Genomic DNA, 21,234 nt, shown 5'->3' on the forward strand with positions numbered 1-21,234 from the left:
ACCTTTACAGTTTCAAATTTCATCTTTCCGCTGGTCCGGGCCCCGGACGCCTCACCGGGGGAGGAGCCGGTAGAAGCGGAAGAAGTCGTGCTCGACTGACAGAACTTCGATACCGGCGAACCCGGCCTCCGCCGCGTAGCCCGCCAGGGTGTCCGGCCGCATGACCGTGCCCGTACCGACCGACGGGTCGCTGGACAGCGAGTCGGGGAGGCAGCAGGTGAGGCTGTAGCCGTACATGAGGCGTTCGATGTCGTCGCCCGGCGCGGTGAACGTCTCGGCCACCCGCTCGTCCACGACCAGCACCGTCCCGCCGGGGCGGACCATCGCGCGCATAGTGGTCAGGACCGCGACCGGATCGGGCAGGTCGTGGATGCACTCGAACGCCGTGACGACGTCGTACTCCGCCTCCTCGCGCACCCGCCCGGCGTCGGCCACCTCGAACCGCACCCGGTCGGCGACGCCGGTCTCCGCCGCGTTCCGCCGCGCCTGCTCCAGCGAGGGGACGTCGACGTCGAACCCGTCGACCCGGGCCGTCGGGTAGCCGGTGGCCATGCCGATCGACGACCAGCCCATGCCGCAGCCGACGTCCGCGACCCGGCCCCCGGCGCGGAGCACGGCGTCCACCTCGGGCAGGGCAGGGAGGACCTCGGTCACCAGCGGGCCGAGGAAGAACGGCCGGTTGGCCGCGGCCTGGCCCTCTCGGGCGTCGTCCCCCATCTCGTCCCAGCTCAGGCCTCCGCCGCTGCGGTAGACCTCGGCCAGGCGTGGGGTGTTGCGGGTGAACGCCATGACCATCCGGGCCATCGGCGTCATGTACAGCGGGTCGACCTCGTCGATCAGGATCGCGCGGTGCTCTTCGGGAAGCGTGTAGTAGCGCTCGTCCGGAGCGGCCCGCACGTCGTCGACCGTCAGGTAGCCGGCGACCGCCTGCTGCTCGAGCCACTCGCGGGCATACCGCGGGTCGCTGCCCGTGCGGGCGGCCAGCTGTGGTGCCGTCGCGGGGGTGTCGGCCAGGGCGCGGTACCAGCCGAGCCGGTCACCGAGGTCGACCGCGGCGACCTCGAGGGCGCCGATCACCGCGGCCAGGAGGCGGTCGGCGAGTGGGTCCGGTCCGTGCACCGTGCTCTGCGTCATGCCCGGTCACCGTGGACCGGTCGGGCGCGGCCCGCAAGACCTCAGCGACGGGTGGCGACCGCGACGGTGAACTTCGGCGTCTGGTGCGCGACCGTGGTGGGTCCCACGAGCCGGTTGAGCGTCGGCTTGTAGCGCAGCGCGCTGTTGTAGACCGTCCACAGCTCGCCGCCCGGGCGGAGCACGCGGGCGGCGGCGGCGAACAGCCGGTCGGCGGCGGTGGTCACGACGGCGGCGCCCACGTGGAACGGCGGGTTGCAGACCACGAGGTCGACGCTGCCGGCGGGGATCGACTCCGCCGCGTCGTCGCGCACCACCTGGATCCGGTCGGCGAGTCCGTTCGCCTCCGCGGTCGCACGCGTCGACGCGACGGCGGCCGCGGACTGGTCCACCGCCAGCACCGACAGCTCCGGGCGGCTGCGGGCGAGTGCCGCCGCGAGCACGCCGGAGCCCGCGCCGAGGTCGAGGGCGGTGCCGGCCGGCGCCATCCGGTCGAGACAGCCGAGCAGGGTGCGGGTGCCGATGTCGATCTTCGTGCCGGCGAACGCGGCGCCGTGCGCGCGGACGGTGAGCCCGAGGTCGGGATGCTCCTGGCTGCGCGGGAAGGACGACGACGCCGGCTTCGGCCCACGCGCGACGAGCACCCGCGACTTCTGGCGGGCCAGGCTCGCCGAGACGTCGGTGAAGGAGTCCCGTAGCACGTCGTTCATCGCATGCGTCATGTGCTTGACCCGGCCGCCGACCAGCACCGTCACGTCCGGGGGCGCCGATGCCGCGAGCACCTCGGCGATCTCCCGCAGGGCCTCTAGCGCCTTGGGCGCCTGGACGAGCACCACCCGTGCGCCGGCCGCGAGATCGGCCGAGAGCGGGACGGACCGGTACGTGCCGGTCAGCCCGGTGCGCTCGGCATTGCGGGCGAGGGCCAGCTCGCCGAGCAGGAGGTCCTGGGCGACGCGCACGTCCCGGGCGCCGTGCAGAGCGACCGCGCCCAGGGTCAGTGCGCCGTAGCCGTCGTCGACGACGGCGACCTCGCCCGGGCCGGTCGCCTCGATCAGCTCGCCCGCGATGTCGAGGAGGAGCCGGTCGGTGGCGTCGACGGCGACGAGTTCGGGCGCCTCGACGTCGGGCGCCCGCCGCAACTGCGCGAACAGCTCCTCCGCACCGGTCGGTGCGGAGGCGTTAGACACCGGGCAGGCCGACCGGGCAGGAGACGCCCGTCGAGTGCACCGGGCAGTAGCCGTTCGGCACTTTGTAGAGGTACTGCTGGTGATAGTCCTCGGCGTAGAAGAACTGTCCGAGGGGCTCGATCTCGGTGGTGATCTCGCCGTAGCCCGCGGCCTGCAGCCGCTCCTGGTACCGGTCGCGGCTCGCCGTCGCGGCGGCCTCCTGCTCCGGACCCTGCGTGTAGACCGCCGAGCGGTACTGGGTGCCGATGTCGTTGCCCTGCCGGTTGCCCTGGGTGGGGTCGTGGTCCTCCCAGAACACCTTGAGCAGCTGGTCGTAGGAGATGACGGCCGGGTCGAAGACGACGAGGACGGCCTCGGTGTGCCCGGTGCGCGCCGAGCAGACCTCCTCGTACGTCGGGTTCGGCGTGAAGCCACCGGCGTAGCCCGCGGCGGTGGAGTAGATGCCCGGGGTCTCCCAGAACACCTTCTCGACACCCCAGAAGCAGCCGGCGCCGAAGACGGCGGTCTGCATCCCCTCGGGGAACGGGAGCTGAATGCGGTTGCCGTTGACGGCGTGCACCTCGGGCACGTGGGGGAGCGGGTCCGGGCGACCGGGCAGCGCGTCCTCGGCCGAGACCGCCTTCGTCTTGAACCGGGAGAACAACATGCTCCGAGCCTAGTTGAAGGACCTCGCTGCCCCCCTCTGCTCGCAGGCTCGCAGCGGGACCCTGCAGCGAGGCCGGTAAGCGGGGCAGGATCACGTCGTGCCCGTGACCACGCGTGAATGGCAGCTGGCGGCCCGCCCGCATGGCGAGCCGACCCCCGACGACTTCCGACTGGTGGAAGGCGAACACCCGGATCCACGGGACGGGCAGGTCGTCGTCCGGATGCTCGCGATGTCGGTGGACCCGTACATGCGTGGGCGGATGAACGCCCAGAAGTCCTACGCCCCCCGCTGGGAGATCGGCGAGACCATGAAGGGCGGCGCGGTCGGGCGGGTGGTCGACTCCCGCTCGCCCGGCGTCCCCGAGGGCGCGCTGGTGCTCGCGGACGCGGCCTGGCGCGACGTCGCCGTCCTCGAGGCCGCGCACGTCCGGGTGCTGCCGGAGCTGCCCGGCATCCCGCCGAGCTACCACCTCGGCGTCCTGGGCATGCCAGGGCTCACCGCCTGGGCCGGCCTGTTCCGGCTGGCGGAGTTCCGGGCGGGAGACGCGGTCTTCGTCTCCGGGGCGGCAGGAGCGGTCGGGAGCCTGGTCGGGCAGTTCGCCCGCCTCACCGGGGCCTCGGCCGTCATCGGCAGCGCCGGGACGCCGGAGAAGGTCCGCTGGCTGACCGACGACCTGGGCTTCACCGCCGCGTTCGACTATCACGACGGGACGGTCGCCGATCAGCTGGCGGCCGCGGCACCCGGCGGCATCGACGTCTTCTTCGACAACGTCGGCGGTGCGCACCTGGAGGCCGCCATCGGCGCCTTCAACGAGCACGGCCGGGCGGCACTGTGCGGGGCGATCTCGGCCTACAACGCCGTCGAGCCGCCGCCGGGCCCGCGCAATCTGTTCCAGGTGGTGGGCAAGCGGCTGAGCCTGCGGGGCTTCATCGTCAGCGACCACGCCGACCTGCGGGACGAGTTCGTCGAGAAGGCGTCCGGGTTCCTGCGCTCCGGGGACCTCGTCGTCCGGGAGACCGTGCGCGAGGGGCTGGAGAACGCCGTCCCCGCCTTCCTCGACCTCCTCCGCGGCGCCAACACCGGGAAGATGATCGTGCGCCTGGCTACCGACGACTGACCTCGGGCTCCCCGGGGCAGATCCCCCTCATGTGGCTCTTCTTCTCCCGCCGGCTGCGCATGTGGCTGATCCTGACCGTCGTCGTCCCGCTCACCTCGGGCCTCCTCCGCCGGGTGGGCCGGACGCTCGAGCGGCGCTCCGGGTCCACCGGCGTCACCCGTGCGCTGTTCAAGGCCGGTGACCTGGGCGACCGGCTGCGCGGGCGCCGCTCCTGACCCCGGTGCATCCGACCGCGCCCCGGCTCCCGAAGGCCCTGATGGCCCGCCGGGACGAGAATCCAGAGACGAGAACCGCTGCATGACGCACCCCACTTCCACGGGCCCGCGCCTGGACAGTCACGCCGCCCGGGGCGACCTCCGGGGCATCGCCCTGTTCTGCCACGGCGGGACGGCGACGAGCGTGACACCGCCGCGCGACGGCGCCCTGTCCCTCGTCCGGATGCGGGCCTTCGAGCAGTTCGTCCGCTCCAGCACCGCCGACCGCGGGATCAGCACCCACCTGCTCCGCTACCGGGTGGCCGGGTGGAACGGCGCCGCGGCCGACGCCTTCAACGACGTCCGGTGGGCGATCGAGCAGTTGCGGGCCGATCACGGTCCCCAGGTGCCGATCGTCCTCGTAGGGCACTCGATGGGCGGCCGCGCGGTGCTGCGCGCCGGCGGGGACCCGCAGGTCGCCGCCGTCTGCGGGCTCGCCCCCTGGACGCCGCCGGGTGAGCCGGTGGGCCATCTGCGCGACCAGACCGTCGCCATCCTGCACGGGCGCGGCGACCGCTGGGTGCCGGAGCGGCTCTCGGCCGACTTCGCCCTGCGGGCCCGGGCGGCCGGCGCTTCCGTGGCGCGCTTCACCACGCCGGGCGGGCACTCGATGGTGCGCGGCGCCCTGCGCTGGCACCGGTTCGCCCGGGACGTCGTCCTCGCGGCGACCGGGATCGAACCGATGCGGGCCGACATCGCGAACGCCATGCAACGACCCGTTCCGGAGGGCCTCGCAGTTCCGCTGTAGCGCCGCGCGAGGGCCTCCCACATCCGGAGGAGTGCCCTCATGCCGGTCCTGTCCCGCGTCCTCGGCGTCACCACGATCGCGTTCGGTGCGCTGGAGCTCGCCAAGCCCGACCTGTGGGCCAAGCCGACCGGCATCGTCGGTCCGTCTCCCGCGATGCGCGCCTGGCACCACGGCCTCGGGGTCCGCGACGTGGTCTCCGGCCTGGCGATGACGTTCGCGCCCGCCGGACCCGCACTCCGGGCGGCCACCCTCTTCCGGATCGTCTCCGACTCCACCGATGCCCTCGCGTTCGGGATCAACGCGCCCGAGGCACGGCTCAAGGCCAAGGCCGTCGGCGCCGCGCTCGGCTACGCCGCGGTCAACGCGCTCTCGCTGCGCTGGGCCGGCCGGTGACCGCCGCACAGCTGCTGCGGCCGTCCGCTGCCGTCGTCGGATCGGGCGTGGCCGGCCTGACCGCCGCCTACCTCCTCCAGCGCACCCACGACGTCACGCTCTTCGAGACCGACGAGCGACTCGGCGGCCACGCGCACACCCACGACATCGAGGCTCCCGACGGGCGCTCGCTCCCCGTCGACAGCGGGTTCATCGTGCACAACGAGCGCACCTACCCGAACCTGATCCGACTCTTCGGCGAGCTCGGCGTGGCCACCCAGCCCACCGAGATGAGCATGTCGATCACCTGCGAGCAGTGCGGCCTCGAGTACGCCGGTGCCCGCGGGGTGTCCGGCCTGTTCGCCCGCCCGCGCCAGGCCGGCAACCCCGCGTACCTGCGGATGCTCAGCGAGGTCAAGCGCTTCCACGCCCACGCCCGCCGGCTCGTCGAGCACGCCGACTCCGGCGGCGGGGTCGACGTCGACGGCCTCACGCTCGGCACGTTCCTGGCGCTCGGCGGGTACTCCCGCTACTTCGTCCAGCACTTCATGATCCCCGTCGTGTCCTGCGTCTGGTCCACCGGAACCCGAGCGTCGCTGGACTATCCGGCGCTCTACCTGTTCCGGTTCCTGGACAACCACGGGATGCTCTCGGTCACCGGCTCCCCGCAGTGGCGCACCGTCACCGGCGGTTCCCGCACGTACGTCGAGCGGGCCGCGAAGGGGCTCGGCGCGGTCCAGACGGGCACCGGCATCCGGTCGCTGTCCCGGCACGCGGACGGCGTCGAGCTGATCGACGACGACGGCCAGCGGCACGCGGCGGACGTCGTCGTGGTCGCCACCCACCCCGACCAGGCGCTGCGGCTGCTCGGCGACCCGACCGACGACGAGCGGGCCGTGCTCGGCGCCTTCGAGTACTCGCGCAACGAGACGCTGCTGCACACCGACTCCACCCTGCTGCCGTCCGCCCGGCGGGCACGGGCGTCCTGGAACTACCGGATGAGCGCCTGCTCCGGCGCCACCGACGACGTCCAGGTCAGCTACTGGATGAACCGGTTGCAGGACTTCGACGAGCCGGTCGACTACCTGGTCACCCTCAACGCGACCGACCGGATCGACCCCGGCACGGTGCTGCGCCGGATGGTCTACGAGCACCCCGTCTACACCGCGACCTCGGTGGCGGCCCAACAGCGGCTGCCCGGCCTGAACACCGGCCGGACCGCGTTCGCCGGCGCGTACCACGGCTGGGGGTTCCACGAGGACGGCTGCGCCTCCGGCGTGCGCGCCGCGGCGGCGTTCGGGGCGGGCTGGTGACGGGCCTGCAGCTCCGGCGACCCACCGTCCGGGCGGCCGGCCCCGACGCGCCCCCGATCGCCACGCCGGCGCTCTACGACGTGCGCATCGCGCACACCCGCAGCGCCCCGCTGCACAACTCCTTCTCCTACGGCGGCTACCTGTGGCTGGTCGACCTCGACGACGTCGCCGCCGGCCGGCTGGTCCAGGGGCGGCCGCTGCCCCGCTGGCTGGAGTCCCAGGCGCGGTTCGACGCCGCCGACCACCTCGGCGACCCGGCCGCGACGATCAAGGACAACGTGATCGCCTTCGCCCGGGAGCACGGCGTCGACGACGTCTCCCGGGTGCTGATGCTCGCCTCGGCGCGCAGCGGCGCGGGCCGGGCGTCGTATGTGTTCAACCCGCTCTCGACGCACTGGTGCTACCGCGCGGACGGGTCGTTGGCCTGCCTCGTCGCCGAGGTGCACAACACCTACGGGGAGCGGCACGCCTACCTGCTGCGCCCCGACACGGCCGGCCGGGCGGAGGCGGACAAGGCGTTCTACGTCTCGCCGTTCTTCGAGGTCGCGGGCCGCTACCTGATGCGGTTCTCGGCCCCGGCCCCCCGCCTGCAGATCACGATGGCGCTCCGCCAGGACGGCGCCACGCCGTTCACCGCCAGCGTCCGCGGGTCCGCCCGCCCGGCCACGGTCCGGACCGTGCTGGGCGCCACCCTCCGGTTCCCCATGATGTCGTTGCGGGTCAGCGCGCTGATCCGCCTGCAAGGAGGAAAGCTGTGGTTGCACCGACTGCCCGTCGTCCCTCGTCGTCCCCAGGCCGACGGGAGCCCGTCGTGACCACCGTGCAGTGGCCGCGCGCCGAGGAGCGGACCGGCTTCCCCGTGCCGCGGCCGGACGAGGCGCACTGGCCCGGCCTCGCGACGCCGCCGCGCGTCCCGGTGCACGCGAAGATCGCCGAGGCCCTGTTCCGCCGGGCCGTGGCCCCGCTGCCGGTCCGCGTCGTGTTCCCCGACGGCCGCGTGCTCGGCGCCGGGGGCAAGAACGCGCCGGTGATGCGCCTGGTCCGGCCGGCCAACGTCTTCGCCCGGCTGGGTGCCGACGTCAAGATCGGCTTCGGTGAGGCCTACATGACCGGCGACTGGACCACCGGCCCCGGCACCGACCTCGCCGACCTGCTCGCGCCGTTCGCGAGCCGGATGTCCTCCCTCGTGCACCCGCTGCTCCAGCGGTTGCGGCACGTCGTGGAGCGCACCCAGCCGGCGCACGAGGAGAACAGCCCGGAGAACAGCCGCACCAACATCTCCCGGCACTACGACCTGTCCAACGAGCTGTTCGAGCAGTTCCTGGACGAGACGATGACCTACTCGTCGGGCTGGTTCGAGCCCGGCGACGACCTGGCCGACGCCCAGCGCCGCAAGATGGACGGGATCCTGGACCTCGCCCGCGTCGGCCCCGACATGCACGTCCTGGAGATCGGCTCCGGCTGGGGTGCCCTGGCGATCCGGGCGGCCCGCGAGCGCGGCGCCCGGGTCACCACGCTGACGCTCTCCACCGAGCAGCAGGCGCTCGCACGCCAGCGGGCCGACGAGGCCGGCGTCGGCCACCTGGTCGACGTGCGGCTGCAGGACTACCGCGACGCCACCGGGCAGTACGACGCGATCGTGTCGGTGGAGATGATCGAGGCGGTGGGCGTGGCCTACTGGCCCACCTACTTCAGGGCTCTCGACACCCTGCTGGCGCCGGGCGGCCGGGTCGGCCTGCAGGCGATCACGATGGCGCACGACCGGATGCATGCCACGAAACGCAGCTACTCGTGGATCCACAAGTACGTGTTCCCCGGCGGGATCATCCCGTCGATCCGGTCGATCTCCGACAACCTCGCCGCATCCACCGAGCTGTCCATCGTCGAGCGCCGGGACCTGGGCCCGCACTACGCCCACACGCTCGCGATCTGGCGGGAGCAGTTCCTCGGCAACTGGGACCGGCTGGACGGATCGTTCGACGACACCTTCCGGCGGATGTGGGAGTTCTACCTCGCCTACTGCGAGGCGGGCTTCCGCGTCGGCTACCTCGGGGTGAGCCAGCTGGGCCTGGCCCGGAACCCGTTCGCGGGCGCCTGAGTGCAGATCTCCGGCGCCCGGGTCTGGGTCACCGGCGCCTCGAGCGGCATCGGGGCGGCGCTCGCCCGTGAGCTCGCCGACCGGGGTGCGTCCGTGGCGATCAGCGCCCGCAGCGCCGACAAGCTGGCGGACGTCGCCGGTGGCCGGATGCACGTCGAGCCGCTGGACGTGACCGACCGGGCCGCGACGGTGGCCGCCGGTGCCGCCGTCCGGGACGCCCTCGGCGGGCTCGACGCGGCGGTGCTCAACGCCGGGACCTGGTCCCGGTTCCGGCCCGAGCAGTGGGACAGCCAGGCGTTCGCCGACCAGGTGCAGACCAACCTGATGGGCACCGTGCACGCGCTGGAGGCGGTCGTCCCGACGATGCTCGCGCAGGGGCGCGGCCGGATCGTCGGCACGGCCTCGGTCGCGGGCTACCGGGGCCTGCCCGGCGCCGAGGCCTACGGCGCGACCAAGGCGGCCCTGCTCAACCTGTTCGAGTCGCTGCGGGGCAGCCTCGGGCCGCACGGCGTCGTCGTCCAGACGGTGGCGCCCGGCTTCGTGCAGACGCCCATGACCGACCGGAACACCTTCCCGATGCCGTTCATGGTCTCGCCGGAGCAGGCGGCCCGCGCGATCGTCGACGGGATGGCGAAGGACAAGGCCGAGATCGTCTTCCCGCTGCCGATGATGCTGGTGATGAAGGCCGCCCGGCTGGTCCCGGTGCGCGCGTGGACGGCGGCGACCTCGGCGATGACCCGTCGGGGCATGCGCCGGACTCAGGAGAACAGCGCGCTGTAGCCGTTGAGCGCCGGCTGCCCACCGAGGTGGGCGTAGAGCACCGTGGACGACGGGTCGATCTCCTCGCGGCCGACCAGGTCGATCGTCGCGGCCATCGACTTCCCCTCGTAGACCGGGTCGGTGACCATGCCCTCGGTGCGGGCGGCCACCTTCATCGCATCGAGGGTGGCCTCGTCCGGGATGCCGTAGATGCCGGCGTGGTAGCGCTCGTCGAGTTCGACGTCGTCGGCGGTGAGCTCGCGCCCGACACCGATCGCCGCGGCGGTGCGCTGGGCGATCCGCAGCACCTGCTCGCGGGTCTCGCCCGGCTTGGCCGAGGCGTCGACGCCCAGGACCCGACGCCGCCGGCCGCCCTGCTCCTCCAGCTGCGCGAACCCGGCCACCATGCCGGCCTGGGTCGAGCCGGTCACCGAGCACACGACGACGGTGTCGAAGAAGACGCCGAGCTCGGCCTCCTGCCCGGCCACCTCGTGCGCCCAGTTCGCGAAGCCCAGCCCGCCGAGCGGATGGTCCGATGCCCCGGCGGGGATCGCGTACGGCTTTCCCCCGCGGTCGGTGATCTCGGTGAGCGCCTGCTCCCAGCTCTCCTTGACGCCGATCCCGAACCCGGCCCTGACCAGCCGGACGTCGGCGCCGGCCAGCCGGCTGATGAGGATGTTGCCGACCTTGTCGTAGACGGGGTCGGGCCAGTCCACCCAGCTCTCCTGGACCAGCACGCACCGGAGCCCCACCCGCGCGGCCACCGCGGCGACCTGCCGGGTGTGGTTGCTCTGCACGCCGCCGATGGAGACCAGGGTGTCGCAGCCCTGGGCGAGCGCGTCGGCGACGAGGTATTCGAGCTTCCGGGTCTTGTTTCCGCCGAAGGCGATGCCGGAGTTCACGTCCTCCCGCTTGGCCCAGACGGCCGCCCCGCCCAGGTGCTCGGTCAGCCGGTCCAGCCGGTGGACGGGGGAGGGCCCGAACAGCAGTGGGTAGCGCGGGAAATCGTCGAGCGACATGGTGCAGTCCTCCACGTCAGGGCCGATGTGCTGCGAAGGATGGCAGTCGACCGCCTCGTCGGGCACGGCCGGGGAGCCCTAGCGTCGCGATCATGATCGTGGAGTGGACGACCCCGCCGGCGGACGCGGCGGCGCACTTCGCCCGTCGGCTCGCCGTCGAGACCGACGTCAGCGACGTCGCCGCGGCGCTGGAGACCGGGACACCCGGCTTCGTGCTGCTCGACAGCCGCAGCGTGCCGGCGTGGGACCAGGGCCACGTGCCCGGCGCGGTCCACCTGCCGGGCCGGGAGATCGCCGCCAGGGCCGAGAACGAGCTGGACCGGTCCGTCCCGGTCGTCGCCTACTGCTGGGGACCGGGCTGCAACGGCGCCACGCGGGCCGCCCTGGCGCTCGCGCTCCTGGGCTTCCGGGTCCGCGAGATGATCGGCGGCTTCGAGTACTGGGCGCGGGAGGGGTTCCCCGTCGAGAGCGCCGCCGGCGTGCGCTCCCCCGCGGCCGACCCGTTGACCGCACCCGTCAGCTGCGGCTGCTGAACTGCGGCGCGGGGTCGTCGGCGAGGCGGGCCCACAGCAGCTCGTCGTGCTTCACCCCGTCGCCGTACCGGTAGGACCGGCGCAGATGCCCCTCGTAGGTGAAGCCGGCCTTCTCCGCGACCCGACCCGAGGCCACGTTCTCCACGGCGTGACACAGCTCGATCCGGTCGACCGGCAGCACGCCGAACGCCCACCGGCAGGCGGCGTCCACGGCCAGGGCGGCCACGCCACGGCCACGGGCGGCCGGCACCGTCCAGTAGCCGACCTCGGCGTCGTTGGCGCTCCGGTCGATGGAGTGCACGGAGACCGATCCGACCAGCTCACCGGTCGCGGCGTCCTCGACCGCCCAGGAGGCGTGATCGCCGGTCCAGTCCCGTCGACGCTCGAGCCAATGGACGACGTCCTCCCGTGTCTGCACCCAGCCGGCGTTCCAGAGCCGGGTATCCGGGTCCACGAGCGCAGCCAGGGCGGCGTCCGCGTCGTCCGCGCGCCAGGGGCGCAGCCGCACGCCGCCGCCCGCCAGTTCGACGGGCTCGATCTGCTCCACGCCGACGATCGTGCCCGAGGGCGCCGGTCAGCTCTCGCCGGACCCCGGCTCCGCCATCGGCCGCGTGACCTTGGCGCCCACCGAGTCCGGCGTGACCGCGGACAGCCGGCCCATCGTCCTGCTCGTCAGCGAGCCGCCGAACACCGACGCCTCGCCTTTCAGCAGCCCCTCGACCCCCTGCCGAGCAACCTGCGCCGGGTCGTCCTTGTCCGCCTGGCCGACCCTGGTGTCCTCCAGTCCCGCCCGCTCGAAGAACTCCGTCTCCGTCGGCCCGGGCAGCAGCGCGGTGACGGTGACGCCGGTGTCCTTGAGCTCCTCGCGCAGTGCGAGTGCGAAGGACTGGACGAAGGACTTGGAGGCGCCGTACACCGCCTGGAACGGCTGCGGCGCCTGGGAGGCCACCGACGAGGTGAAGAGGATGCGGCCCTGGCCGCGGGCGACCATGCCCTGGACCACCCGCTTGGCCAGGTGCACCGTCGAGGCGCAGTTCAGCTCCACGATGCCCAGTTCGGCGTCCAGGTCGTTCTCGGCGAAAGGCCCGCCCACGCCGACGCCGGCGTTCAGCGCCGCGGCGTCGAGCGGCCGGCCGGCGCCCTGCACGGCGGCGGCGAGGCGCTCGACGTCGGCGCGCTTCGTGAGGTCGACGCTGACCGGCGCGACGGTCGCCCCCATGCCGCGGAGTTCCTCGACGGCATCGTCGAGTTCGACGTCCTCGGCGGCGACGATCAGATCGAAGCCCTGTGCGGCGAACTGCTTGGCCAGCTCGCGGCCGATGCCGCTGGAGGCGCCGCTGACGAGAGCGAGCGGTCGGGGGTCGGGCACGGGAACCTCCAGGCGGACCGGGATCGACCCGGTCCCTGCCCCGCCGGCCGCGGGCTCACCCATCAGCCGGGGACGGAGACCCCGACGCCGCCGCGGGTCTGGGCGCCGTAGCGCTCGATCTCCCGCTCGAGGTCCAGGGGTGCGGTCATGGCCGCCCCCTCGGTGACCTCGGGGGTTATGAGGTCGGCCGGCAGCAGCCAGGAGACCTCGAACTCGATGCCGTCGGGGTCCTGGGCGTAGAGCGCCTTGGTGGTGACGTGGTCGGAGGCGCCGACCAGCGCGCCCGCCTGGAGCAGCGCATCCCGGATCCGAGACAGCTCGGCGAGCGTGTCGACCTCCCAGGCCAGGTGGTACAGCCCGACGGTGCGACGGCCGGCCTCGGAGGCACCCGCGCCGGCGCCGATCTGGAACAGGCCCAGGTCGTGGTCGTTCGTGGAGCCCTCGGCCTGCAGGAACACGGCGGCGCCGGGGATCTCCATCGTCGCCCGGAAGCCCAGGACGTCGCGGTAGAAGGCGTGGCTGCGCTCGACGTCGCGGACGTAGAGGACGGCGTGATTGAGGCGCTGGACGGGCATGACGGACTCCTGCTCTCGATGCGGGGTGCTCACCCGTTGCCAAGGTACATGAAAGCTCAAGTATTCCCCCGTGGACGTTCGCTCGCCGGGCAGGGGCTACGCTCGGCGGCACAACAGAAGAAACCGACAGGGGAGCGCTTCGGCGCTGAGAGTGCGGGACACCGCAGACCCTCGAACCTGATCCGGGTCATGCCGGCGCAGGGAGTCTGGAGGAAGCAATGGCCGGTCAGGCCGTCCGTCCGTCGTCCACCGATGCCGTCGATCCGGCGAAGCCGGTCCGTGCCGGAGTCCGCTGGCGCACCGTCGACATCGTCGTCGCCGCCGTCCTGGGCGTCGCGTTCGGCGTCGTCTTCTGGGCCTGGAACCTCGTCTTCGGCGTGCTCGCCGCGCCGCTGGACTTCTTCCCGCCGCTCTCGGCCGTCCTCAACGGCGTCTACCTGATGCCCGGTGTGGTGGCCGGCCTGCTGGTGCGCAAGCCGGGGGCGGCCGTGTTCGCCTCGACCCTCGCGGCGGCGGTCAGCCTGCTGCTGGGCTCGCCGTACGGCCTGATCATCGTCATCTACGGCGCGGTCCAGGGGCTGGGCGGGGAACTCGGGTTCCTGCTGACCCGCTACCGGCACTTCGGCTGGGCCACGGCCGTGCTGGCCGCGGTCACGGCCGGGCTGTCGACGTCGATCCTCGACCTGAGCCTCTACTACCCGGTGTCGCAGGAGTACCCGTTCTGGGCATTCGCCCTGCCGTACGTGGTGTTCACCGTGATCTCCAGCGTGCTCCTGGCCGGAGTGGTCGGACTGCTCCTCGTCCGGGCGCTGGCGCGCACCGGCGCCCTGAGCTCGTTCGCCGCCGGCCGTTCCCGCGTCTGAACCCGGCTCCCCGGTGACCACTCCTGGTCCTCCGGAGGCTCCCTCACTGCCCGGCGTCCTGGGCGGAGGCGGAGGTTCCGAGGGCACACCTGCCCGGGTCGTCGCCCGTGGGCTCGGCGTCCGCCATGCCTCCCGGCGGGCCTGGGCCCTGACCGGGATCGACCTGGTCGTCGAGCCCGGCGAGCGGGTGCTGCTCACCGGCGCCTCGGGAGCCGGCAAGTCCACCCTGCTGGCGGCACTGGCCGGGATCCTGGACGCCGAGGGCGCGGAGGTGACCGGCGAGCTCACGGTGGACGGCGGGGAGCCGCGCGGCGCCCGGGGAGGACTGGGCCTGCTCGCCCAGGACCCCGACAGCCAGCTGGTCATGACCCGTGCCGGGGACGACGTCGCCTTCGGCCTGGAGAACGCCGGCCTGCCCGCGGACGAGATCTGGCCACGGGTGGACCAGGCCCTGGCCGCCGTCGGCTTCCCCTACGGGCGGGACCGGCCGACCCAGGCGCTCTCCGGCGGGGAGAAGCAGCGCCTGGTCCTCGCCGGCGTGCTCGCCCGTCGGCCGAGCCTGCTGCTGCTGGACGAGCCCACCGCCCAGCTCGATCCCCCCGGTGCCGCCCTCGTGCGGGCGGCGGTGGCGCGGGCGACGGCCGACCGCACCGCCACCACGATCGTCGTCGACCACGACGCCGGCCCGTGGCTGCCGCTGGTGGACCGCGTGGTGGAGGTCGTCCCGGGCGGACTGGTCGAGCACGGCGCCGGCTGGCGCCCTCCCTCCCGCACCGCCGGGCTGCACCTCCCCCCGGCCGTGGACGGACCGGTCCTGCTCTCCGCGGCGGCGGCCGGCTTCACCTACCGGGGGAGCCCGGTTCCGGCGCTGCCGCCCACGACCGCGCAGCTGCGGAGCGGGCGCACCCTCGCGGTCACCGGACCCAACGGCACCGGCAAGTCCACCCTTGCCCTCCTGCTCGCCGGACTGCGCGCGCCCACGACCGGGCGGGTCGACGCCGCGGCGGAACTCGCCGCCGGAGTGCGGAACCGGGAGCCGCATCGCTGGCGGGCGGGGGAGCTGGTCAGCCGGATCGGCACGGTCTTCCAGCATCCCGAGCAGCAGTTCCTCACCGGTCGGCTGCGCGACGAGCTCGCACTGGGGCCGCTGCGCTCCGGCGAGCACGCCACGGCCGCCCGGGCCACCGCGGAGGCGCTGCTCGAACGGCTCGGCCTGACCGCGTTCGCCGAGGCGAACCCGTACACCCTGTCGGGTGGTCAGCAGCGGCGGCTCTCGGTCGCCACCGCACTCGCGACCGCGCCACGCGTGCTGGTGCTCGACGAGCCCACGTTCGGCCAGGACGCCGCCACCTGGCGGGAGCTGGTCACCCTGCTGGCCGAGCAGCGCGCCCGCGGCTGCGCGGTCGCCGTCGTCACCCACGACACCGACCTCGTCGAGGCCCTCGCCGACGACCGGCTCGCGCTGTGACGTCCCTGGCCCTCGGCCCGGCGCTCGGCACCCGGCTCGGGCGGATCAACCCGGTCGCGCAGCTCGCCGCCATCGGCGTCGTCACCCTGGTCCTGCTCTCGAGCCTCGACGTCGTCACGCCGGCCGTCGTCGTCGCCGCGGAGCTGTGCCTGCTGCCCGCCGCCGGCCTCACCTCACCGCGGGACCTGTGGCGCCGCACGTGGCCGCTGCTGCTCGGCGCGAGCTCGGTCGGCCTGGTCAACGTGCTGCTCTCCGAGGACGCCGGGGTGATCACCGGCGTCGGCCTCGGGCTCCGGGTCGTGGGCCTGGCGCTGCCGGGGGTCCTGCTCGTCGCGACCACCGACCCCGTCCGCCTCGCCGACGCACTCACGCTGCACTGGCGGGTGTCGACCCGGTTCGCCTACGGGGCGCTGGCGGCGCTGCGGCTCGTACCTCTGCTGGTCGCCGAGTTCGAGTCGGTCCGGCTGGCCCGTCGCGCCCGCGGCGTGGAGGCGGGACGCAACCCCGTTGCCCGGGCCCGGCTGCTCGGGGGGATCGTCTTCACGCTCCTCGTCGGCGCCGTCCGGCGCGGGTCGCGACTGGCCACGGCGATGGATGCCCGGGGCTTCGACTCCGGCATCACCCGGACGAACGCCCGCGGCTCACACCTGCACCGCCGGGACGCCGCCTTCGTCGCCGGCACCGTCGTCGTCTGCGCCGCCGCGGTCGCCCTGAGCGTCCTGACCGGCGCCTGGGACCCGGTCTTCGTCGGCTGACGCCCTCGGACCGGGGCGCTACGGTGCCGCGATGAGCACCCGCTACGTGGCGCTGCTGCGCGGCATCAACGTGGGCAAGGCGCGGCAGGTGGGCATGCCCCGGCTGACGGAGGTGCTCACCGCCCGAGGACACGGGAACGTGCGCACGCATCTGCGCAGCGGCAACGTCGTCCTCGACAGCCCGCTGGGTGAGGCCGAGCTCGCGGCCGACCTGGAGACGGCGATCGAGCAGGAGTTCGGGTTCGCCGTGCCCGTCGTCGTCCGGACCGGCGTGGAGGTGGCTGCCGTGATCGCCGGTGACCCGTTCGCCACCGTGGCCACGGACCCGGCGAGGTACCTGGTCACCTTCCTGCCCGAGCCGCCCGCACCGGACAAGGTCGACGCCCTCCCCCCGGTCGAGGGGGGCGGGGACTACCTGGTCCGGGGCCGGGAGCTCTACCTCTGGCTGCCCGACGGCATCGCCAACACACCGCTGGCCGCGTGGCAGTGGGACAGACTTCTCGGCGTCGCCGGAACCGGTCGCAACTGGAACACCGTGTCGAAGCTTGGCGAGCTGACCGCCGGTGTCCCCCCGCATGGGTGATTCCCGTCGCATCAGGTTTGGACCGGGGCGGCGGAGCCGATACGGAAGTGTTCGGCCGACGACGACGGCCGCGATCGAGCAAGGGGAACAACGCGTGACAGGGCAGGCGGCCGGGGCGGTGTGGCCGTCTGCGTCCCCACCCCCCGCCTCCCCCGCCCTGACCTGGAGCCTGCGCAACGTCGCGGAGCTGCCGACCGTCCGGGCCCAGCTACGCCGGCACGCGGGCACCGTCGTGCCCGACCCCGACCTGCTCGACCAGTTGATCCTCGCCCTCGACGAGATGGCCTCCAACGCCCTGCGCCACGGCGGCGGCGATGTCCGGGCGACCGTGCGCATGACCGACGACGCCTACCTGATCGAGGTCTCCGACCAGGCAGCCGCCGCCCCGCCCACTCCTGCGGTCGGCCGCGACCCCAGTGAAGGCGGGCTGGGGCTGTACCTCATCGCGGAGATGGCCACCGAGCACGGCTGGTACGTCGAGTCCGGCCACAAGTTCGTCTGGGCACTGCTCCCCCGCAACTGAGGCGCTCAGCCCCGCCCGGCCCGCTGTGGATCCACGAGATCAGGCACCCGCTGCGGTCCTGCCTCCGGCGGCCGCGGCCGGTCCTCCGGGTGCAGCCGGATCGCCACGAGCGCCACGTCGTCCTGCAGGCCCGCGGGCTGCAGGCGTTCGATGACCGCATCGCACACCTCGCCCAGCGGCTGGTCGGCGAGCTCCGTCAGCGCCGCCTTCAGTCGCGCGATGCCGTCGTCCAGGGGCAGGTCGCGACCCTCGACGAGCCCGTCGGTGTAGAGGAAGAGGGTCGAGCCCCGGCGGACCGTGACGACCGACTCCGTGCGGGTGGTGAACGGATCGACGCCCAGCATCAGCTCGGCTCGCGGGGTGGCCAGTTCCTCGACGTGGCCCGTCTCGTCGATCAGCAGGGGCGGCGGGTGTCCGGCGTTCGACCAGCGCAGCCGCGCGGTGCCGGCCGCGCGCTCCTCCGGCGTCGCCTCGATGCGGGCGATCGCCGCGGTCGCCATCGTGCCCATGCCGAGGCCCTGGATGGCCGCGTCGAGCTCGGCGAGGACGGCGGCCGGGCCGGCGCCGTCGCGGTAGGCGATCCCGCGCAGCATGCCGCGCAGCTGACCCATGGCCGCCGCCGCCGCGGTGTCGTGGCCGACGACGTCGCCGATCACCAGCATCGTGGCCCCGGACGGCTGGAGGAAGGCGTCGTACCAGTCGCCACCGACCTCGGCCGCCCGCACGGCCGGCCGGTAGCGCACCACGATCTCGGCGTGGTCGGGCTCCGGCGGTGCGGTGAGCAGGCTGCGCTGCAGGCCCTCGGCGAGGCGACGCTGCTGGTCGTAGAGCCGCGAGTTGTCCAGGGCCAGGGCCACCCGGTCGGCCACCTCGCGCAGGGTCGCGACGTCGTCGGCGTCGGCCTGGGCGCGGTCGCCCGAGCGGTACACGCTCAGGGCCCCGACGGTGCGCCCGCGGGCGCGCAGCGAGAGGGCGACCGCGGTGCGTGGGTCGAGGGCCGTGAAGACGTCCCGCACCTCGCCGGGGGGCAACGTGCGGCCGACCGCCGCGGGGACGTCGTCGACGATCATCGCCTGGCCGGAGCGGAGCGCCTCGACGATCGGGGCGGTCGACGTCAGCGCCGACAACCGCAGTTCGGAGTAGCGCGCGGCCAGGTCGCGCTTCTCCGGATCGGCGTGCCAGCCGACGATGTCGTGGAGCCGGCCGTCCTCGCCGATCAGGCTCGCGATCACCCAGTCGCCGAGGACCGGCACGACCGCGCGCGCCATCTGGCGTACCGCCTCCTCCTCGCCACCGGCCTCGCCCACGGCATCGGAGACCGCGGAGGCGACGTCGGCGATCACCGCGAGGCGCGCCGCGCTCCGGCGGGCCGCCTCCTCCGCGGCCCGCCGTTGGCCGACGTCCAGGAAGTACACCGACAGCCCGTCGGGCCCGGCCCACGCGCGGACCTCGTACCAGGTGTCGAACGGCGGGTAGTAGGACTCGAAGACCCGCTCCTCCCCCGTCGCCACGGCGGCGCGGTAGTTCTCCTCGAACGGGCTGTCCACCGTCCCGGGGAAGGCCTCCCAGATGGAGACGCCGAGCAGTTCCTCCCGGGTCCGGACGAGGACCCGCTCGGACTCCGCGTTCACGTACGTGAATCGCCAGTTCCGGTCCAGGGCGAAGAAGGCGGACTTCATGGCCTCGAGCACGCGGGACACCCGGGCGTCCGCGTGCCGCTGGGAGGTCGTGTCGAACCCGGCGCCCAGGAGCCGGGCGGCCTTCCCGCGGTCGTCGGGAACGGCGCGGCCGCGGCCCTGCAGCCACCGGGTCTCGCCGTGGGGCAGGACGATGCGGAACTCGGCGTCGAAGTCACCGCAGGTGTCGACGGCCGCCTGCAGCGCGTCGAGGGTGCGCACCCGGTCGTCGGGATGGACTCGCGCCGAGAAGGCCTCCAGCGTCTCGGTGAACGTCTCCCGGTCGTACCCGAAGATCTCCACCATCCGGTCGTCCCAGACCAGCCGCCCGGTGCCCAGGTCCCAGTCGAAGCTGCCGATCCCGGCCGCGTCGATGGCGAGCTCGACACGCAGCCGGTGGGCCTCGAACTCGCGGGAGAGGGCCGACAGCTCCAGCTCGGTGGCCGCGACGTCGCCGAGCTGGCGCATCAGGGTGACGTCGTTGGGAGCCCAGACACGGGGCCGCCGGGTGTAGACGGCGAGGACGCCCACCGCGGAGCCGTCGAACACGACGAGCGGCACGCCGAGGTAGCCGCCGACCAGGCTGCCCACGACCGCCGAGAACGACTCGACCCGCGCATCGCGGGCGGTGTCCGGCACGACCAGCGGCTCCGTCCCGCCGACGAGGGTGACGGCGGCGAAGGAGTCCTCCCGCGGCACCTGGCGGCCGAGGCTGCCGGCGGGGAGCCCGTCGCCGCCGACGACCGTCTCGACGTCGCCGAGGAGGGAGACCGCGGCGGCGTCCGCGGCGAGCAGCCGGACGGCCAGGCCGGTCAGCCGCTGCAGTGCCCGGGAGCCGAGCGCGGTGGATTCCAGCCGGCGGACCGCCGCCAGCCGGTCGCCCGGGGAGCCGGAGGCGGGCTCGGGGGCGGTCACGGGTTGGTTCCTTCCCACTGGGGCGTGCGGGTCACACGTCGAGCCCCAGCATTCCGGCCCGCGGCGGGCCGGTCCGCACCGGGTGTCGCCGGTGCGGCATCCCTCGTCAGGAGGGGACGGCGTGGCCGGGGCGGGCGCTCCCCGGTCTCGCGGGGAGCGCCCGCCGTCCGGCGGGGGTGGCGGACGAGGAGCTGCGTCCGCCGGCACGTGGGTCCACGGAGCCCGGCGACGTCGTCCAGCGTCGCGCCGTCCCGGCAGCCGGACCGCGTCCCGGTCGTCGCGAGTGCCACCGCAGCAGGGGAGTCGTCGGCGCCGACGGCCAGGTCCGAGCCGGTCAGAGACCCGGGGGACGCGGAGCGCCTGTGACCGGGTACCGGTAGGACCTGTTCTTCGCCTGCGACGGTCCGCGAGCCGGGCCGGCCGCGCCGCAGACGGCTGCGCCTCCCTGGAGGGTCCGCACGCTGCACAAGGGCGAGTCGGCGGTGGGTCGAGGCGAGAACCGTCGTGCGTCACAGTCGGTCGGCGGCCGGAGGTGCGCCGTCGGAGGGAAAGCCAGGGGCGGCCGAGATCGGCCTGCGGGCCGTGAACTCAGCGGGGGGACCGAGTCGTCGGTCACGGTTCCCCAGGGGAAGAGGGGGACCGGTCGCGGCGTGCTCGAGGATGGAGCGGAGGACGTCGTCCAGCGGCTGGCTGCCGTGGTCGCGCAACAGCATTCGGTCAGGCGCGGGCTTGCGCCTATCTCGGAGGCGGCGAGCAGGCCCTTAGGGGAACGAGCTCCAGACGGAGCCCGGAGACCTGGATCGTCGCGCCGGCGCGGGGGATCCGCGGGCCGGACAGGACAGCGGGTCACCGCGGGCCCGGACCAGTCCGGTCGGCACACCGGACGTCGGCACCTGCGAGGGCCAGCCGGTGGCCAGGGAGCGTTCAGGGCGTCCGCGCGGTCTTACGCCGGGGACGGCCACTGCTCCACGGGGGACCGGCGGCATCCACCGCGGTCCGGTCGACGCCGGACCGTGGGGAGTCAGCGCCGCGGCGGGGGAAGGCGCCGCGGGCTGGATCGTGGGGGTGCTGGGCATCTCGCGCAGCACCACGGGGAGGTCGGCCGCCGGCTTGGCAGCCGGGTGGGCCGGGTGGGTGCCGGGCAGGGTGCCGGCGCCCCACGCGAGGTGTTCGCCGTCGCGACCGGCACCCCACAGCGCGACCCAGGCGACGATCCGGCGTCGCCGGGTCGGGCGCCACGGGGCCGGGGAGCCGGCGACCGGGGGATCGGGCCGGACAGCGGGCCGGGGGACGGGTCGGCCGGCGTTGCGCCAGGCCAGGTGCTCGCCCT

At 73.9% G+C, this 21,234-nt stretch carries 23 protein-coding genes and 1 riboswitch; of the genes, 15 read left to right on the forward strand and 8 right to left on the reverse strand.

The features are described from left to right. Nucleotides 1–51 precede the first annotated feature (51 nt). From E4P38_RS17575 to msrA, 3 genes are read right to left on the reverse strand one after another with little or no spacing between them, the layout of a single operon-like run. Complete coding sequence (locus tag E4P38_RS17575; protein ID WP_135133250.1) at nucleotides 52–1,134, reverse strand: class I SAM-dependent methyltransferase; 1,083 nt, start codon at nucleotides 1,132–1,134, stop codon at nucleotides 52–54. 41 nt (nucleotides 1,135–1,175) lie between these two features. Continuing rightward, nucleotides 1,176–2,318, reverse strand: coding sequence for a class I SAM-dependent methyltransferase (locus tag E4P38_RS17580; RefSeq protein WP_135133251.1), 1,143 nt, complete (start codon nucleotides 2,316–2,318; stop codon nucleotides 1,176–1,178). Continuing rightward, nucleotides 2,311–2,964, reverse strand: a complete 654-nt coding sequence (msrA, locus tag E4P38_RS17585; RefSeq protein WP_135133252.1) for a peptide-methionine (S)-S-oxide reductase MsrA — start codon at nucleotides 2,962–2,964, stop codon at nucleotides 2,311–2,313. The genes E4P38_RS17580 and msrA overlap by 8 nt, the downstream gene beginning before the upstream one ends. 97 nt (nucleotides 2,965–3,061) lie before the next feature. Between msrA and E4P38_RS17590 the strand changes: the two genes are divergently transcribed. From E4P38_RS17590 to E4P38_RS17625, 8 genes are all read left to right on the forward strand, one after another. After that, complete coding sequence (locus E4P38_RS17590; protein WP_209309163.1) at nucleotides 3,062–4,081, forward strand: NADP-dependent oxidoreductase; 1,020 nt, start codon at nucleotides 3,062–3,064, stop codon at nucleotides 4,079–4,081. Nucleotides 4,082–4,110: 29 nt separating this feature from the next. Continuing rightward, nucleotides 4,111–4,296, forward strand: a complete 186-nt coding sequence (locus E4P38_RS17595; RefSeq protein ID WP_135133253.1) for a hypothetical protein — start codon at nucleotides 4,111–4,113, stop codon at nucleotides 4,294–4,296. 82 nt (nucleotides 4,297–4,378) lie between these two features. Further along, nucleotides 4,379–5,083, forward strand: coding sequence for an alpha/beta hydrolase (locus E4P38_RS17600; protein WP_135133254.1), 705 nt, complete (start codon nucleotides 4,379–4,381; stop codon nucleotides 5,081–5,083). A gap of 39 nt (nucleotides 5,084–5,122) precedes the next feature. Then, entirely contained in the window at nucleotides 5,123–5,476 is a 354-nt protein-coding gene (locus tag E4P38_RS17605; RefSeq protein WP_135133255.1) for a hypothetical protein, read from the forward strand. Continuing rightward, on the forward strand, nucleotides 5,473–6,768 hold the full coding sequence (locus E4P38_RS17610; protein ID WP_245161107.1) for an FAD-dependent oxidoreductase: 1,296 nt from the start codon (nucleotides 5,473–5,475) through the stop codon (nucleotides 6,766–6,768). Before E4P38_RS17605 ends, E4P38_RS17610 begins: the two co-directional genes overlap by 4 nt. Next, complete coding sequence (locus tag E4P38_RS17615; protein WP_209309164.1) at nucleotides 6,765–7,583, forward strand: DUF1365 domain-containing protein; 819 nt, start codon at nucleotides 6,765–6,767, stop codon at nucleotides 7,581–7,583. The genes E4P38_RS17610 and E4P38_RS17615 overlap by 4 nt, the downstream gene beginning before the upstream one ends. Continuing rightward, complete coding sequence (locus E4P38_RS17620) at nucleotides 7,580–8,866, forward strand: cyclopropane-fatty-acyl-phospholipid synthase family protein (protein ID WP_245161108.1); 1,287 nt, start codon at nucleotides 7,580–7,582, stop codon at nucleotides 8,864–8,866. Before E4P38_RS17615 ends, E4P38_RS17620 begins: the two co-directional genes overlap by 4 nt. Continuing rightward, nucleotides 8,867–9,646 (forward strand): SDR family NAD(P)-dependent oxidoreductase, encoded by a 780-nt coding sequence (locus E4P38_RS17625; protein WP_135133256.1) that lies wholly within the window; start codon nucleotides 8,867–8,869, stop codon nucleotides 9,644–9,646. Here E4P38_RS17625 and E4P38_RS17630 read toward each other — a convergent pair. Next, entirely contained in the window at nucleotides 9,625–10,644 is a 1,020-nt protein-coding gene (locus E4P38_RS17630) for a 1-aminocyclopropane-1-carboxylate deaminase (protein WP_135133257.1), read from the reverse strand. The two genes, E4P38_RS17625 and E4P38_RS17630, sit on opposite strands and share 22 nt — an antisense overlap. Nucleotides 10,645–10,736: 92 nt before the next feature. Between E4P38_RS17630 and E4P38_RS17635 the strand changes: the two genes are divergently transcribed. Continuing rightward, on the forward strand, nucleotides 10,737–11,177 hold the full coding sequence (locus tag E4P38_RS17635; protein ID WP_135133258.1) for a rhodanese-like domain-containing protein: 441 nt from the start codon (nucleotides 10,737–10,739) through the stop codon (nucleotides 11,175–11,177). Here the strand turns inward: E4P38_RS17635 and E4P38_RS17640 are convergent. From E4P38_RS17640 to E4P38_RS17650, 3 genes are all read right to left on the reverse strand, one after another. Continuing rightward, nucleotides 11,161–11,724 carry a GNAT family N-acetyltransferase gene (locus E4P38_RS17640; protein ID WP_245161109.1) on the reverse strand — a complete coding sequence of 188 codons (564 nt, stop codon included), beginning with the start codon at nucleotides 11,722–11,724 and terminating at the stop codon, nucleotides 11,161–11,163. The two genes, E4P38_RS17635 and E4P38_RS17640, sit on opposite strands and share 17 nt — an antisense overlap. A 27-nt stretch (nucleotides 11,725–11,751) precedes the next feature. Beyond that, nucleotides 11,752–12,546: an SDR family NAD(P)-dependent oxidoreductase gene (locus E4P38_RS17645; protein WP_245161110.1), complete on the reverse strand. Its 795-nt coding sequence runs from the start codon at nucleotides 12,544–12,546 to the stop codon at nucleotides 11,752–11,754. 62 nt (nucleotides 12,547–12,608) lie between these two features. Then, nucleotides 12,609–13,121, reverse strand: a complete 513-nt coding sequence (locus E4P38_RS17650) for a VOC family protein (protein ID WP_135133260.1) — start codon at nucleotides 13,119–13,121, stop codon at nucleotides 12,609–12,611. Between the two features lie 118 nt (nucleotides 13,122–13,239). Continuing rightward, nucleotides 13,240–13,342, forward strand: a riboswitch (TPP riboswitch). Here E4P38_RS17650 and E4P38_RS17655 point away from each other — a divergent pair. From E4P38_RS17655 to E4P38_RS17675, 5 genes are all read left to right on the forward strand, one after another. Next, nucleotides 13,340–13,984, forward strand: coding sequence for an ECF transporter S component (locus E4P38_RS17655; RefSeq protein WP_135133261.1), 645 nt, complete (start codon nucleotides 13,340–13,342; stop codon nucleotides 13,982–13,984). It overlaps the preceding riboswitch by 3 nt. Nucleotides 13,985–13,997: 13 nt before the next feature. Then, complete coding sequence (locus tag E4P38_RS17660; RefSeq protein ID WP_245161111.1) at nucleotides 13,998–15,452, forward strand: ABC transporter ATP-binding protein; 1,455 nt, start codon at nucleotides 13,998–14,000, stop codon at nucleotides 15,450–15,452. Further along, nucleotides 15,449–16,207, forward strand: a complete 759-nt coding sequence (locus tag E4P38_RS17665) for an energy-coupling factor transporter transmembrane component T (protein WP_135133262.1) — start codon at nucleotides 15,449–15,451, stop codon at nucleotides 16,205–16,207. Before E4P38_RS17660 ends, E4P38_RS17665 begins: the two co-directional genes overlap by 4 nt. 31 nt (nucleotides 16,208–16,238) lie before the next feature. Then, nucleotides 16,239–16,790, forward strand: coding sequence for a DUF1697 domain-containing protein (locus E4P38_RS17670; protein ID WP_135133263.1), 552 nt, complete (start codon nucleotides 16,239–16,241; stop codon nucleotides 16,788–16,790). A gap of 94 nt (nucleotides 16,791–16,884) precedes the next feature. Next, nucleotides 16,885–17,313 carry an ATP-binding protein gene (locus E4P38_RS17675; RefSeq protein WP_135133264.1) on the forward strand — a complete coding sequence of 143 codons (429 nt, stop codon included), beginning with the start codon at nucleotides 16,885–16,887 and terminating at the stop codon, nucleotides 17,311–17,313. Between the two features lie 5 nt (nucleotides 17,314–17,318). Here the strand turns inward: E4P38_RS17675 and E4P38_RS17680 are convergent, their stop codons facing one another. Then, entirely contained in the window at nucleotides 17,319–19,904 is a 2,586-nt protein-coding gene (locus tag E4P38_RS17680) for a SpoIIE family protein phosphatase (protein WP_135133265.1), read from the reverse strand. A gap of 1,130 nt (nucleotides 19,905–21,034) precedes the next feature. Here E4P38_RS17680 and E4P38_RS23250 point away from each other — a divergent pair. Next, on the forward strand, nucleotides 21,035–21,234 hold a 200-nt coding region (locus E4P38_RS23250), incomplete at its 3' end, for a hypothetical protein (protein WP_209309165.1).

The organism is Blastococcus sp. CT_GayMR16 (genome assembly GCF_004570875.1).
Lineage (GTDB): Bacteria > Actinomycetota > Actinomycetes > Mycobacteriales > Geodermatophilaceae > Blastococcus_B.